Consider the following 14,680-nt stretch of genomic DNA (forward strand, 5'->3'; position numbering starts at 1 on the left):
ATAGTGAATCCACAACAACTGGCTAGACTGCGAACTTTTATCCCCGAGATGCACCGAGTTAAACGAATTCATTTCATCGGTATTGGTGGCGCTGGGATGGGGGGTATCGCAGAAGTTCTCGCTAATGAAGGTTATCAAATAAGTGGGTCTGATCTATCACCGAATGCAGTCACGCAACAGCTCACAAAATTAGGCGCACAGATTTATTTCAACCATCGCTCTCAGAATATCTGTAACGCTAGCGTTGTCGTGGTGTCAAGTGCGATCACCTCTGATAATCCAGAAATTATAGCAGCTAAAGAAGCACACATTCCGGTAATCCAACGCGCTGAGATGCTATCAGAGTTAATGCGTTTTCGTCACGGTATTGCTATTGCTGGTACTCACGGAAAAACAACCACGACCGCCATGGTGGCCAGTATTTATGCTGAAGCTGGTCTCGATCCAACCTTTATCAACGGCGGATTGGTGAAAGCTGCTGGTGTACATGCTCGTCTAGGATGTAGTCGTTACTTAATTGCCGAGGCGGATGAAAGTGATGCTTCCTTTCTGCATCTGCAGCCAATGGTGGCAATTATTACCAATATCGAAAAAGACCACATGGATACTTATCAAGGCGACTTTGAAAATTTAAAACAGACATTTATTAATTTTCTACATAATCTGCCTTTCTATGGCCGCGCTGTGATGTGTATTGACGATTCAGTGATTCGTGAAATACTGCCACGCATTAGGCGGCAAATTACCACCTACGGTTTTAGCAACGATGCTGAATTACGCATTCGTGATTACCGACAGAACGGTGCACGTTCCAGATTCTCTCTTATAAGAGAAGACAAACCTGACTTACAAGTCAAGCTTAATGCACCAGGTATGCACAACACTTTAAATGCGGTAGCAGCAATTGCGGTAGCAAGTGACGAAGGGATCAATGACGAAAATATTTTACAGGCGATGCTGAAATTTCAGGGTACCGGCCGTCGATTTGACGATTTAGGACATTATGACTTACGCAATATCAATGGAAAAAAAGGTGAGATTATGCTAGTGGATGATTACGGCCACCATCCTACTGAAGTTAATGCTACCATTAACGCAGCACGTACCGGCTGGCCTGACAAACGACTGGTGATGGTATTTCAGCCACACCGCTATACTAGGACGAGGGATTTATACGACGACTTTGCCAACGTACTCTCGAGCGTGGATGTCTTGCTTATGCTAGATGTATATCCGGCCGGAGAAGCACCAATTCCTGGCGCCGATAGCCGTTCCCTGTGCCGAACAATCCGAAAACGAGGTAAAATAGATCCCATTTTAGTTCTAGACATAGATGCGCTATCGGTAACGCTAGGGCTAACACTGGAGCATAACGATTTAGTGCTAATGCAAGGCGCCGGCACAGTGGGAAAAATTGCGCGAAAATTAGCCGATAGCAATCTTAAGCTTTAACCTAACCCAAAATTTTAGTGAAATAATTTACTCTTTACTGACTTCCTTGAACAATTACTGCAACTGCAGCGGATTGGAATATCTCAGATAGAAATTAAACTACAAAGCTCTAAGAGAGCTAGACAGGTCTTCTGCTGGATATGCCAATAACACCACCCTCGCAGAACTAATTTTTCTACTGAACATAGGTGCTATGTAAATTAGATAAAAACATTTATCCTTTATTATTGCTGAGTCTGATACTAATCAAATAACATTATTACAGGAATTATAACCATATGAGTAAAATGCGACAAGCGACAAACATAATACGACGAAAGATCGCAATATTCTTGAATCAAAATTGTGCGTATCTTTCTTAATAAAGTGAGGTAATGTGTATTACAGTCGTTGAAAGAATTTAAATTTAACGCGTTTAATCTATACCTAGATTTTACTAGAATAGTAAAAACATGTACGGAATAGTAGTATAAACATATTTATAATATGGCGTCAACAGATAGAAAACTAACTTAATTCAACACTGTATAACCAAGAATATACCAAATAAAACATGTTAGCGGATCCCTCAAATCATAGAATGAAGCAGTAAAGAGCGCTAAGTTTCCTTTCAAGGTGTCAAAATAATATAGCGCACCGATAATACTTATCGTGGCAGTTGAGAATATGGGAAAATATACGGCTTTACCTAAACTGAAAAGACAGAGCGACTAACTAAAAGCAGCGCTTTATTAAGCTTGATCCGCTTCTTGTTTAACCAACGCATAACGCTAAAAAACGTATAAACTAAGTGAACTTGATACACCACTCAGCCATAATAATCAATTAGGTTACAGCTAATCTCGAACCTGAAAACAGTAATAGGCACAGGTACAGGCACAATGGTTAAAGCGACGGAAAGAAAATTAATAGTGGGGCTGGAGATCGGCACGGCCAAGGTGGTTGCCCTGGTAGGAGACATTCTACCCGATGGCATAGTAAACATCATCGGCATTGGCAGTTGTCCGTCGCGAGGTATGGACAAAGGTGGCGTCAATGATTTGGAATCAGTGGTAAAATGTGCACAGCACACCATCGATCAGGCAAAACTAATGGCGAACTGTCATATCTCGTCAGTGTATCTTGCTCTATCCGGAAAACATATCAGCTGCCAGAATGAAATTGGTATAGTGCCAATTTCTAACGAAGAAGTCACCCAAACAGACTTGGAATCTGTAGTACATACTGCGAAATCCGTACGCGTACGCGATGAACACCGAATTCTACATGTTATTCCGCAGGATTATTCAATTGACTATCAAGAAGGAATTAAAAATCCCATTGGTCTATCTGGAGTGCGCATGCAGGCCAATGTTCACCTTATTACCTGCCATAATGATATGGCAAACAATACTATAAAAGCAGTTGAACGGTGCGGACTGAAAGTCAACCAATTGATTTTTTCCGGTTTGGCATCCAGTTATGCAGTGTTGACCGAAGATGAACGCGAGCTCGGTGTCTGTGTCGTAGATATTGGCGGCGGCACGATGGATATCGTGGTGTATACTGCGGGGGCTCTTCGACACACTAAGGTGATTCCTTATGCCGGCAATGTTGTCACTAGCGACATTGCTTATGCCTTTAGTACACCACCAACTGATGCTGAAGTCATAAAAGTCCGCCATGGCTGCGCACTTGGATCAGTAGTGAGTAGGAATGAAAGCCTAGAAGTCCCGAGTGTGGGCGGAAGACCGCCACGCAGTCTGCAGCGCCAGACCCTTGCCGAGGTAATCGAACCGCGTTACACCGAGCTGTTCAATCTGGTAAATGATGAAATTTTACGCCTACAGGAACAACTGCAAACACAGGGACTAGAGCACTATCTAGCTGCAGGCATTGTATTAACGGGTGGCGCTACAAAAATCGACGGTTTAGTCGCATGTGCGCAGCAGGTCTTCCATACTCAGGTGCGCATCGGACAGCCGTTGAATATCAGCGGCCTAATAAATTATGCAGAAGAACCTTATTGTTCTACCGCCGTCGGATTGCTGCATTACGGTAAAGAGTCACATTTAAGTAATGATGTAAATATAGCAAAACGAACATCAATCACCACATGGTTTAAGCAGTGTAGCAGATTGTTACGGAAAAAATTTTAGCGTTTTTAAAGATTACATCTGGCCCTAACGCCAGACGATTCCGAAGAGACAGGTACAAAACGGAGAAAAATTATGTTTGAACCTATGGAATTAACCAATGATGCAGTGATTAAAGTTATTGGTATTGGAGGCGGTGGTGGTAACGCTGTCGAATATATGGTACGTGAACGAATTGAAGGAGTGGACTTCTTTGCAGTCAATACGGATGCGCAGGCATTACGTAAGACAGCAGTTGGTCAAACTATTCAGATCGGGAGTGGTATTACTAAAGGACTAGGAGCCGGCGCCAATCCCGAAGTTGGTCGAAACTCCGCCGAAGAAGATCGTGAAGCCCTGCGAGTAGCACTTGAAGGTGCCGACATGGTATTTATTGCCGCCGGCATGGGGGGGGGGACCGGAACGGGTGCTGCACCAGTTGTTGCGGAAGTCGCCAAAGATTTAGGTATTCTAACTGTGGCTGTAGTTACAAAACCCTTTAACTTCGAAGGTAAAAAACGAATGGCGTTTGCTGAGCAGGGCATCTCGGAACTCTCCAAACATGTCGACTCGTTGATCACTATTCCAAACGATAAACTACTAAAAGTCCTCGGTCGCGGCATTTCATTATTAGACGCGTTCGGTGCCGCTAACAATGTGCTAAAAGGTGCTGTACAGGGTATCGCGGAACTCATTACCCGTCCCGGTCTAATGAATGTCGACTTCGCCGACGTACGTACTGTGATGTCAGAAATGGGCTATGCCATGATGGGCTCTGGTGCCTCTTCTGGAGAAGATCGCGCGGAAGAAGCCGCTGAAATGGCTATTTCTAGCCCGTTACTGGAAGATATCGATCTTTCCGGTGCCCGCGGGGTTCTAGTCAATATCACGGCCGGCTTCGATCTGCGTTTAGATGAATTCGAAACTGTGGGCAATACTATTCGTGCATTCGCTTCTGATAATGCTACAGTGGTAATTGGTACTTCCCTAGATCCCGAAATGAACGATGAACTGCGCGTTACTGTTGTAGCCACCGGTATTGGGATGGATAAACGCCAAGAAATCACCCTTGTAACCAATAACCCGAACAATCAACCAATTATGGATAACCGCTACCGCGATCATCCTGCAGGTATCTCTTCACTCAATCCGGACCCAAAAACGGCGGTAAAGGCAGTCAATGAGGCAAATAATCAGAGGGGTAAAGAACCAGACTATCTAGACATTCCAGCTTTCCTGCGTAAACAGGCAGATTAAACCCTGAATTTTGGGAAATATCCCTCTTTATGCTACACTCATCAGTCCGTTTTCATAAAGAAAAAATAAGCGGTACCGTTGAATATTGCGAGAAAACAGATGATCAAACAGCGGACACTAAAGCGTATTGTTCAGGCTACCGGTGTGGGATTACATACTGGGAGAAAGGTCACACTAACACTATGCCCTGCAACGGCAAATACCGGTATCATCTATCGCCGAACTGACTTGAACCCACCAGTTGATTTTCTTGCCGCCGCTCGGTTAGTGCGTGATACCATACTTTGCACCTGTTTAATAAACAAGAATGGGGTACGGATTTCTACTGTTGAGCACCTAAATGCAGCTCTAGCAGGTTTAGGAATTGATAATATCATTATCACAGTAGATGCGCCTGAAATCCCAATCATGGATGGCAGCGCCAGCCCATTTGTTTATCTGCTGCTAGATGCTGGCGTTGTAGAGCTTAATAGCGCTAAAAAATTTTTACGCCTTAAACAGACAGTCCGCGTTGAAGATGGAGATAAATGGGCCGAGCTTGCACCGTATAATGGTTTCAGTCTTGATTTTACCATTGATTTCAAACGTTCTGTAGTTAGTGCAAGTACCCAACATTATTTCCTGAATTTCTCGTCTGAGTCATTCATAAGACACATCAGCCGTGCGCGCACTTTTTGCTTTATGCGAGATATTGAGCATTTGCAATCCCACGGCCTAGCTCTTGGCGGGAGCTTCGATTGTGCTATCGTACTCGATGACTATCGAGTACTGAATGAAGATGGTCTTCGGTTTAAAGATGAATGTGTCCGCCATAAAATGCTCGATGCTATCGGAGATTTATTTATGTGCGGCTATAATATTATTGGCGCTTTTAGCGCCTTTAAGTCTGGTCATGCCATGAATAATCAACTATTGCAAGCTTTGCTAAGTCGTCAAGAAGCCTGGGAACTTCTAACCTTTAAGAATGAAGCGGAACTCCCACTAGCTTTTCAGGCGCCTTCATGCGTTACAGCATGAGCGTAAACGGCGCGTGATGACATCACGCTTCACGACGCCGCTATTTTTTGTTTTTTGACTGATTGAATATTCATTAGATATTTATGTTCTTTAACAGACAGAGGGGCCACTCTCTCCTGCCAGTTTTGCTAGTCTTTCCAGGATTTTTTTTAATTTCCCTTCAGAACGCCCTGCTACATCACGAATGTACGCAGCACTTTCTAAGCTTAAACACCGATTTTTTTTAAAATCCTGATAACAGTAGAGGTCTCTAACATTATGTGGAACGTTTAATTCCTGTTTTCTCGCCAACCCTGGGTTAATCCTGATGTCGATAGATAACAATGATGGTAGAATCTTTACTCTTAATGCGGATAATAATTGGGGTTGTTCATAGCATAACCGCATCTTCCAGCTAGCATTCGCAGTTTCCATTACAATTACACCCTGACGGACGTTGGCAACACGACACCAAGGACGAAGCAATACTGAAAGCTGCGAGTTCACTGCACGATTAAGATTTATCAGCATGAGAGCACGTCGCTGAATCCGCGATAGAGCAACTTGACCTGCTCTACCGGCATCGTCGAGAAAACTATCGATTAAATGAGGAAAACTATCGCGCATACTAACACTCCAGCATGATGCATTCTTAGATCATGAAAATTCTAAATCCTTGGCGATAGCTTAGCAACTGTAATTTCTAGGCGCATCTCCTGTTAGGAGCACACCACCTAGTTTTAATCTGTCGTTATTATTGCCAGGATGAGAGGATATCCTCCATCAATTTGAGAACCAGTATCTCTCACTTGGTCGGGAGAGTAACTTTTAGGCTACCTTTAACCAGAGGGGGACTCAATTGAATACCACATTATCTACTCCACTCTATCGATTACGGGTATCAGCGTGCCATAAGTACAATTATCGATCATTTCTCTATGGCCTGAACTCCAAAATTTCTTCGCAGGTGGTCTAGGATTATTATTAACAAACGGATTACATGATTAGACTGATTACATTATAACACAGTACGGCGCCTGGCATGCTAGGCGCCTCAAAGGAGCCAGTTCATCTTTATGAACTATTGAATCAGTATTAGTCTAACACAGCTTTAGGAAACACGTGCCGGATCGCCTATAGAGTGGTGTCGGCCTCTCTAAAACTGTAAAGCTTCCAAAAGACCTTTTTTGACCGCCGATTGATGGGATCATGATGAGATGTGACTAACTATGCTAGCAAAATTACTTACTAAAATTTTTGGCAGTCGTAACGATCGTATCCTACGCTGCATAGGCAAGACGGTAGATGCTATCAACCAGATCGAACCCATAATAGAATCGCTAAGCGACAAAGAACTGGCGGCTAAAACTCTTGAATTCCGCGACCGAATTTCCCAAGGGACAAGCGCCGATAGCCTTCTATCAGAAGCCTTTGCAGTAGTACGTGAAGCTAGTAAACGCGTCTTTGGGATGCGTCATTTTGATGTGCAATTGATAGGTGGCATAGTACTTAACGATCGTCGGATTGCTGAAATGCCTACTGGTGAAGGTAAAACCCTAACCGCTACTCTGCCGGCGTACCTAAACGCCCTCGCTGGCAAGGGCGTGCATGTCGTAACAGTCAATGACTATCTTGCGCAACGTGATGCAGAGAATAATCGCCCTCTATTCGAGTTCCTCGGACTGAATGTTGGGATCAACCTGCCTGGACTAACAGCGCCCGCTAAACGTGCCGCCTATGCTGCTGATATCACCTACGGCACTAATAACGAGTACGGTTTTGATTATCTTCGTGACAATATTGCGTTCAGTCCGGAAGAACGCGTGCAACGTCAATTATATTATGCATTAGTAGATGAAGTAGATTCTATTTTAATCGATGAAGCCAGAACCCCGCTCATTATCTCTGGCCCAGCAGAAGACAGCTCGGATATGTATCGCCATATTGATACATTAATCCCTCACTTAATCCGTCAGGATAAAGAAGACTCGGAAGGTTTCCAAGGGAACGGGCACTTTTCGGTAGATGAAAAATCTCGCCAAGTACACTTAACCGAACGAGGGCTGATTCTGATTGAAAAACTTCTTATGAAGAGCGGCATTATAATAGAAGGGGAATCACTCTACTCACCGGGAAACATTATTCTGATGCATCATGTAACCGCCGCCCTGCGTGCCCATACACTTTTTGCCCGTGATGTAGACTATATTGTTAAAGATAGTGAGATAATCATTGTTGATGAACATACTGGCCGCACTATGCTAGGGCGCCGCTGGTCCGAGGGCCTACATCAAGCAATAGAAGCCAAAGAAAATGTAGAAATTCAGAACGAAAATCAGACGTTAGCATCCATTACCTTTCAAAATTATTTTCGACTCTATGAGAAACTCGCCGGAATGACTGGGACCGCTGATACTGAAGCGTTTGAATTCAAGACAATTTATAAACTCGATACAATCGTAATCCCGACAAATCGTCCAATGATCCGTAAAGATTTACCCGATTTAATCTATATGACGGAAAAAGAAAAAATCGAGGCGATCATCAACGATATAAAAACATGCACAAAACGCAATCAACCAGTGTTGGTGGGGACTATTTCTATTGAAAAATCAGAACTGATTTCTGCCGAGCTAAAGAAAGCATGTATTCCACATAAAGTATTAAACGCTAAATTCCATGCGATGGAGGCAGAGATCGTTGCACAGGCGGGGAAGGCTGGGGCAGTGACCATCGCGACCAACATGGCTGGACGCGGCACTGATATCATTTTGGGCGGAAGTTGGAAAACAGAAATCGAGGCTCTCAAATCACCAGATGCACAGAAGATTATCGCTATCAAGAATGCCTGGAAAGTGCGTCATGAAGCTGTTCTCGCCGCTGGCGGGATGCATATTATTGGTACCGAACGTCATGAAGCACGCCGCATTGATAATCAACTACGCGGACGTGCCGGTAGGCAGGGCGATGCAGGTTCATCCCGTTTTTATCTGTCAATGGAAGATGCCTTGATGCGTATTTTCGCCTCAGATCGCGTTTCTGGCATGATGCGGAAACTAGGCATGCAGCCAGGTGAATCCATCGAGCACCCATGGGTTACTAAGGCCATTGCCAATGCCCAGCGTAAAGTCGAAAACCGCAACTTTGATATTCGTAAGCAATTACTAGAATATGACGATGTTGCTAACGATCAGCGACGCGCGATCTATACTCAACGCAACGAACTACTTGACGTGGAGAACATTAGCGATACCATTGAAAATATAAGAAGAAATGTGTTAAAAAAACTCCTTGATCAGCATATTCCACCAGATTCGCTAGAAGAAATATGGGAAGTCCCGGAGTTAGAGCTACGTCTTAAGGAAGACTTTGAACTGGATGTTCCTATTAGTCAATGGCTAGCGCATGAACCAAACCTTAAGGAAACAACCCTACGCCAACGCGTACTAGAGCAGGCAATCCTTCAGTACCAGAAGAAGGAGGAGAAAGTTACTAGAGAGCTGATGCACAACTTCGAAAAAAACATTATGCTAAAAACACTCGATTCTCTATGGAAAGAGCATTTAGCAGCAATGGACTATCTGCGTCAGGGTATCCATCTACGTGGATATGCACAAAAAGACCCGAAACAAGAATACAAGCGTGAAGCATTCTTAATGTTCAGCGCCATGCTAGAATCTTTAAAATATGAAGTGCTAAGCACTCTTAGCAAAGCACAGGTTTGTATGCAAGAAGGAGTCGTAATGCTAAAACCTCAGGAAAGCAAGGAAGTACAATGCATACCCAGACAATATCAGTTAGAACCCATAATCCTCCCAAGAGAGGAGTACCTCCAAGGGGGGATCACTGGCTCGAGGCAGGCAAAGCATTCAGTAAGACGTCATGATTACTGTCCCTGCGGTTCGGGAAAAAAAGTTAAACACTGCCACGGAAAACTACAGTAAGCTACTGTGAAACATGACTTGCTTTAATTACTCGATATACCTTGAAGATACTGTCTTTGTGTCAGATATCAGTATATCTTTTTATGATTTTTATCAAATCTATTTGTGGTGAAGTAATTTACTTAATAGTTGATGTTTCAATAAATACTTTACTGAGTACCTAGTTGAGACGATAGTCTAGTGAATACTATTCCTGCTATAAAAATAGAATTTTCATTATAATCGTGCCGTTTGAAACGAATACTGAGATTAAAATTACCACACCCCTGATATTTAATAAGTAGTACCTGAAATCAATGTACTCACAAAAAATATTAGTCCCTTAATATTGACGACAACCTGATTGACATGATAATAAAGATGTTATAAATCACGCTGAAAAAGAAAGCGGTTTATCTATGAATTCGGATTGAGCGCCGATGAAAGTTAGGGAGTTCAATATACCTATTATTAGGCTGAACTAGTAGGATATTTCTAAGGTGCATATCATTTTTATCCGATAGATAAACTCAGAAAACCTAAAATAAATTTAACATCAACTAAAAGTCAAATGGTGAATATATCGTTACGATATAGAGACTGTACACAATCTAGATACTGTCATCAAAATTAAGTCACTTCATTATCTTAGGTCAGTACTAGTCGACTTTTAATCAGACTATTTATTAAAAATAGTTTACTTATTATCTAATAATCTCGGATTACGCTTGCGTGATACCTTAAGAAGCATTGACAACTATGTCAACACAGATCATCGCGATAGGCATTATCCGTAATCTAAAACAGAAAATATTTATCGCACGTCATCCGGATAAGATCCCCATGGGAGGGGGGGGTTGGGAGTTTCCAAGTGGCAAGATAAAACCCCGGGAGACCCCACCCAGTACAGGCTCTTTACCGCGAATTGCATGAAGAGACAAGCATTAACGTTAAACATTCTAAGCTATTTTCAATTACCCAGCAGCACTTTGATGCACAAAAAATGGTATTGTATTTCTTTATTGTAGAGCAGTGGTCCGGCACGCCCTGCGCTAATGAGGAACAACGCGTGCTCTGGACACCAGAGCACGCGTTGTTCGCTGAAAAGTTCCCTCCAATTAATAGCAGAATTATTTACGACCTGTATAAAAATAGAGGGAGTATCGTATTGATCTCACCCGTTTGATTTTTGATATATCAATGATGGCAGATAAAAACCGCTACCATGTGCTTCATGATTTGATAGAGAAGACCCTGAATTCATAACCAGTTGATTGGTGATCTACCTATCCTCTTCAGGCACTCTCTGTACTTTGAAATTTCATGGTTCCACTTATTACTATTCGCACTATCCACATCAATTAAGATACGCTTTTCTTCTAAAGTCTACTCTATAAAATCAATTAATTAGTACTATTTACTACAAAAGGTCGAAAGAAGCTTTTCCCAATCCATGCAACTCTTTTTCCTCAGATAGGACAGAGGACAGTCTCAATATTTTTTCATCCTCCCGTTCTCCTAACAACAGGCCAATTCAAACGCCAAGCGGTTAGGCACCACACCGTTTTCGCTATCTAAAGATAAAAAACGGATAGCATAACGAGTTTTATGACCAGAAACCTGCGGATACAGTTGAGGCTCAACCGGGATCCGAAGTCGCAGTAAATCACCATCCTCAGCATTATCCTGATAAAAGCCATTTAAACTCATTTTATTCCTAAACGGTTCGGAATGACGCATAATATCAAGAATTCGGTTTAACGCTGAATTCAGAGGATCTAGCGTTTGTAACCAGGTTTCTACCTGTGCATCCCGCTGTTGCGATGGCAAATGGAGCCAACTATGCAGCGCTGGAAGATCGAAACTACAGCCACTACCGGGTATGGATAGGCGCTGTCGGACGGCACCGATTAAGCGATCCTCACGTAAAACTTGCCCTAAGCGAGGGGCGGCCATCAACGTTGTAGCACAGCGTTTAAATTCGCAACACAAGGTGCTAATACGTTCGCCATCCACACCTGGAACGCCTTCCCATAACAATAATTTTTGTTGCTGACGATCCAGCTCTTTGAGCATTTCACTGCGGATATCGCCGCGTTCTAGGATATCTCGAAGATCTGATAATGTACGAAAAAACATTAAAGCATTCGTAATCTTGCTTAATATTTGGTGTCGATAGAGCTGCTGTAAAAGAAACTCTAAGCGCAACCAGATACGTATCTTTTCATTTAAGGGGTATTCAAACAACACAGTTGTCGCGTAAACATCACTCATGGTGATTTATCCTGTGGAGTTACTAACGCAGCACGCGCAAGATAGCATCGATGCAACCTAGCAACACGTTCCATTATCTCCTCAGGACGCCCGCTATTATCAATAATGTCGTCTGCGTAGGCCAGACGTATCTGACGCGATACCTGCGTCTGAATAATGCTTTCCAATTGCTCACGGCTAACGCTATCCCGGCGTAGCGTACGTGTAATTTGGATCTCACGATCAACATCCACTACTAACACTCGATTAGCATACTTCTGTAAGTTATTTTCAAAAAGAAGTGGAACCACCCAAAGGATATACGGCGCCTGAATAATATTAAATTGTTGTTTCGTTTGCTCTTGAATAAGAGGATGCAGAAAATTATTAAGCCAGATTTTCTCTTCCTTATTTCTAAAAATTCGCTCTCTCAGAGCAGCACGATATAGCGATCCATCCGGATTTAACACAGCAGATCCAAAATATTGAGTGATAGCCCGTAAGGCTGCTTTATCTATCTGGAGCAACTGACGCGCAATCATATCAGAGTCTACCAAGGGTACGCCAAGAATACTAAAGGCGTTGGCTACCGTACTTTTGCCACTGCCAATACCGCCAGTCAGGGCAACTATCTTATACGTCACGTTAACTGTCTCACCCTAAAAATCTTCCCCTTACCTCAATGTAAATATCCAAAATTATAGAGTAGCTTGGCTAGATTTTACAGTCTTGCCTTAACTGTAATCCTATTTACAAAACTTCCTATATAAATAGAGGATTATATAAAAACATATGGTTGCTATCGAATTACTTATTCGATACGATTTTTTTTAAAGATTCAGATTTAACTCTTTATTTATTTTCCCTGGATCACAACGGTGTTTTAGTATGTAAAACTGATCGCGACAATTCCAGATTGTCGAATGACATATGTTTACATCGTATAACTTTAACTAATTCATTAAAATAGAAATGTAGATTTTCAAGATCTCCTCCTGACAGCCCTTCAATCACTCAAAAATTTTATTATATAGTGAAATAGTTAAAATCACGCCTCCTTATAAAATTATCTTTTTACCGGTTAAAAACCGCTTGATTCCTTATCCTAATTGTCGATTACTACTCGATATATAGTCATAAGGAGTACTTGGTTAAGATCGTACGAGAAGGTTCAACTGTTACGATTTTAAAATGATACAAACAGATTCATACTCATCATACCATTTACCCTAAATTGAGAAAGATTACCTGAACAAGTTTTCCTCTAACATGTTTAGAAACTCTATAGCTAAAATATGTAATGCTCATTAAAATATCTAGACTAGAACAGAGTTCTTAGAACATAAAAAAAGATCTGTTTTTTCTTCTTAGTTAATTCCAGATCCAGAAAATATCTAGAAACTAGTTTAGTTAATACCCATCCCACCACTTTTGACAAAGAATCGTATTGCTAAATTCCATAGATGCTTACCAGCATCAATAGATAATAAAAAACCTCTTTTTATAAACCTCGCGTATTGCGTGAGCAATACGATTAGGACTGTCTTTCTCTAAAATAACTCTCTTACCCATTTGAAATAGTTTTATCACCCAAAACTCATTATCTTTACAGTAATGCAAGAATCTTTGGTCTTCTCTTCTCATAAGAGACATGTTATATCAATTCTTATTTAGCACTTCTAATATAGAAATATTATTAGTGACAAAACATTTTATCTCCTACAAAAAGACAAAATATTCAAAAATCTACTGATAATGATAATTATCAGATAAAGTATATTTCTAATATATTCGACAGATTTAAAGCCAATTAAAAACAAGAAAAAATCAAAAAGATATTTATCTTAATATACGCCCCCCTTCTTAGTTTAGAAGCTGTGATTAATCGCACATCAAGTAGCTACACTTTAGATCTATATACAGATAATTGAGCTCTTGTCTGTTAAATATTTCATGCGGCAACTTTGGTGCCGTCTGCTCTGTTTCAGATAAACTCATCTATTCCGTATAGACGTCTCCAGTAATATCTAGCTTATCAAACAAGTGATGGTTTCTCTTACAGAAAAAATAAAGAATATACTTTTTCTCTTCAACATCCTTACACATAGTCATTTACAAATAATTAACGCATGGATATAGATAATCAACCCCATGTATTTTACATGATTTATGCAATCAATTAAATCTATCTTGGATATAATATATATCAAAACAAAAAAAGACCGAGAATCTAAGAAACCGAAAAACCACTCCGTATTCACTTGTTATCTATATGGCTTTAAGTGAATTCAATAGCGCCACAATCATCCACTACCCACTCCGAAAACCCCATTCTGTCGAATGGGTAACACCTAGGATAATATCTAGATCTGTTCTACGAAGAACAGAGCGAATTCTTTTCGATTTTTCAAGAAATAATTTTATTCTTTTTTGAAGAAGAGAACATTTATAAAAAACCTTTTAAATTAGATAGAAAACATACAAATCTAATTCAGATTATAAAAAATAGAAAATATTCTAACATTACAGATTTAGAATGTTTTTACAATATATCCGTAAGACTTATAGTGATTCCATAAAAAAACCCGCATCCCCCTAACGATAGGAGGATGCGGGATAGAAGAATAAAAGGATGAAGGATAGAAAAATATTTCTAGCCCCGTTTTCGATACACTATGATTCTTA

The 14,680-nt window shown here is 41.2% G+C and carries 10 protein-coding genes; 7 read left to right on the forward strand and 3 right to left on the reverse strand.

Annotated elements, in window-relative coordinates; genetic code table 11:
- Nucleotides 1-3 precede the first annotated feature (3 nt).
- The 4 genes from murC (at nt 4) to lpxC (ending at nt 5,840) form a co-directional block, all read left to right on the forward strand.
- Nucleotides 4-1,452 carry a UDP-N-acetylmuramate--L-alanine ligase gene (murC, locus tag GFK82_RS03320; RefSeq protein ID WP_226810641.1) on the forward strand — a complete coding sequence of 483 codons (1,449 nt, stop codon included), beginning with the start codon at nt 4-6 and terminating at the stop codon, nt 1,450-1,452.
- A gap of 881 nt (nt 1,453-2,333) precedes the next feature.
- Nucleotides 2,334-3,590: a cell division protein FtsA gene (ftsA, locus tag GFK82_RS03325; RefSeq protein WP_226810647.1), complete on the forward strand. Its 1,257-nt coding sequence runs from the start codon at nt 2,334-2,336 to the stop codon at nt 3,588-3,590.
- Nucleotides 3,591-3,662: 72 nt separating this feature from the next.
- Nucleotides 3,663-4,823 carry a cell division protein FtsZ gene (gene ftsZ, locus GFK82_RS03330; RefSeq protein ID WP_226810649.1) on the forward strand — a complete coding sequence of 387 codons (1,161 nt, stop codon included), beginning with the start codon at nt 3,663-3,665 and terminating at the stop codon, nt 4,821-4,823.
- A 99-nt stretch (nt 4,824-4,922) separates the two neighbouring features.
- The gene (lpxC, locus tag GFK82_RS03335; RefSeq protein ID WP_226810651.1) at nt 4,923-5,840 is read left to right on the forward strand and encodes a UDP-3-O-acyl-N-acetylglucosamine deacetylase; all 918 of its coding nucleotides are present in this window, start codon (nt 4,923-4,925) and stop codon (nt 5,838-5,840) included.
- Between the two features lie 90 nt (nt 5,841-5,930).
- Here the strand turns inward: lpxC and GFK82_RS03340 are convergent, their stop codons facing one another.
- Entirely contained in the window at nt 5,931-6,446 is a 516-nt protein-coding gene (locus tag GFK82_RS03340; RefSeq protein ID WP_226810654.1) for a DUF721 domain-containing protein, read from the reverse strand.
- Nucleotides 6,447-7,048: 602 nt separating this feature from the next.
- On the opposite strand from GFK82_RS03340, the gene secA reads away from it, so the two are divergent.
- The 3 genes from secA (at nt 7,049) to GFK82_RS04120 (ending at nt 10,928) form a co-directional block, all read left to right on the forward strand.
- Nucleotides 7,049-9,763, forward strand: a complete 2,715-nt coding sequence (secA, locus tag GFK82_RS03345) for a preprotein translocase subunit SecA (protein WP_226810662.1) — start codon at nt 7,049-7,051, stop codon at nt 9,761-9,763.
- Nucleotides 9,764-10,501: 738 nt separating this feature from the next.
- On the forward strand, nt 10,502-10,675 hold the full coding sequence (locus GFK82_RS03350; protein ID WP_226810663.1) for an NUDIX hydrolase: 174 nt from the start codon (nt 10,502-10,504) through the stop codon (nt 10,673-10,675).
- Complete coding sequence (locus tag GFK82_RS04120) at nt 10,668-10,928, forward strand: NUDIX hydrolase (protein WP_226810664.1); 261 nt, start codon at nt 10,668-10,670, stop codon at nt 10,926-10,928. The genes GFK82_RS03350 and GFK82_RS04120 overlap by 8 nt, the downstream gene beginning before the upstream one ends.
- A gap of 332 nt (nt 10,929-11,260) precedes the next feature.
- Here the strand turns inward: GFK82_RS04120 and zapD are convergent, their stop codons facing one another.
- On the reverse strand, nt 11,261-12,016 hold the full coding sequence (gene zapD / locus GFK82_RS03360) for a cell division protein ZapD (protein WP_226810666.1): 756 nt from the start codon (nt 12,014-12,016) through the stop codon (nt 11,261-11,263).
- Nucleotides 12,013-12,639, reverse strand: coding sequence for a dephospho-CoA kinase (gene coaE / locus GFK82_RS03365; RefSeq protein ID WP_226810668.1), 627 nt, complete (start codon nt 12,637-12,639; stop codon nt 12,013-12,015). The genes zapD and coaE overlap by 4 nt, the downstream gene beginning before the upstream one ends.
- Nucleotides 12,640-14,680 lie beyond the last annotated feature (2,041 nt).

Origin of the sequence: Candidatus Steffania adelgidicola (assembly GCF_020541225.1) — a bacterium.
GTDB classification, from domain to species: Bacteria; Pseudomonadota; Gammaproteobacteria; order Enterobacterales; family Enterobacteriaceae; genus Steffania; species Steffania adelgidicola.

Coding starts and splice junctions, on each gene's coding strand:
- GFK82_RS03350 (WP_226810663.1), top strand. CDS start 10,502: ATGTCAACACAGATCATCGCGATAGGCATTATCCGTAATCTAAAACAG.
- secA (WP_226810662.1), top strand. CDS start 7,049: ATGCTAGCAAAATTACTTACTAAAATTTTTGGCAGTCGTAACGATCGT.
- GFK82_RS03340 (WP_226810654.1), bottom strand. CDS start 6,446: ATGCGCGATAGTTTTCCTCATTTAATCGATAGTTTTCTCGACGATGCC.
- lpxC (WP_226810651.1), top strand. CDS start 4,923: ATGATCAAACAGCGGACACTAAAGCGTATTGTTCAGGCTACCGGTGTG.
- zapD (WP_226810666.1), bottom strand. CDS start 12,016: ATGAGTGATGTTTACGCGACAACTGTGTTGTTTGAATACCCCTTAAAT.
- ftsA (WP_226810647.1), top strand. CDS start 2,334: ATGGTTAAAGCGACGGAAAGAAAATTAATAGTGGGGCTGGAGATCGGC.
- ftsZ (WP_226810649.1), top strand. CDS start 3,663: ATGTTTGAACCTATGGAATTAACCAATGATGCAGTGATTAAAGTTATT.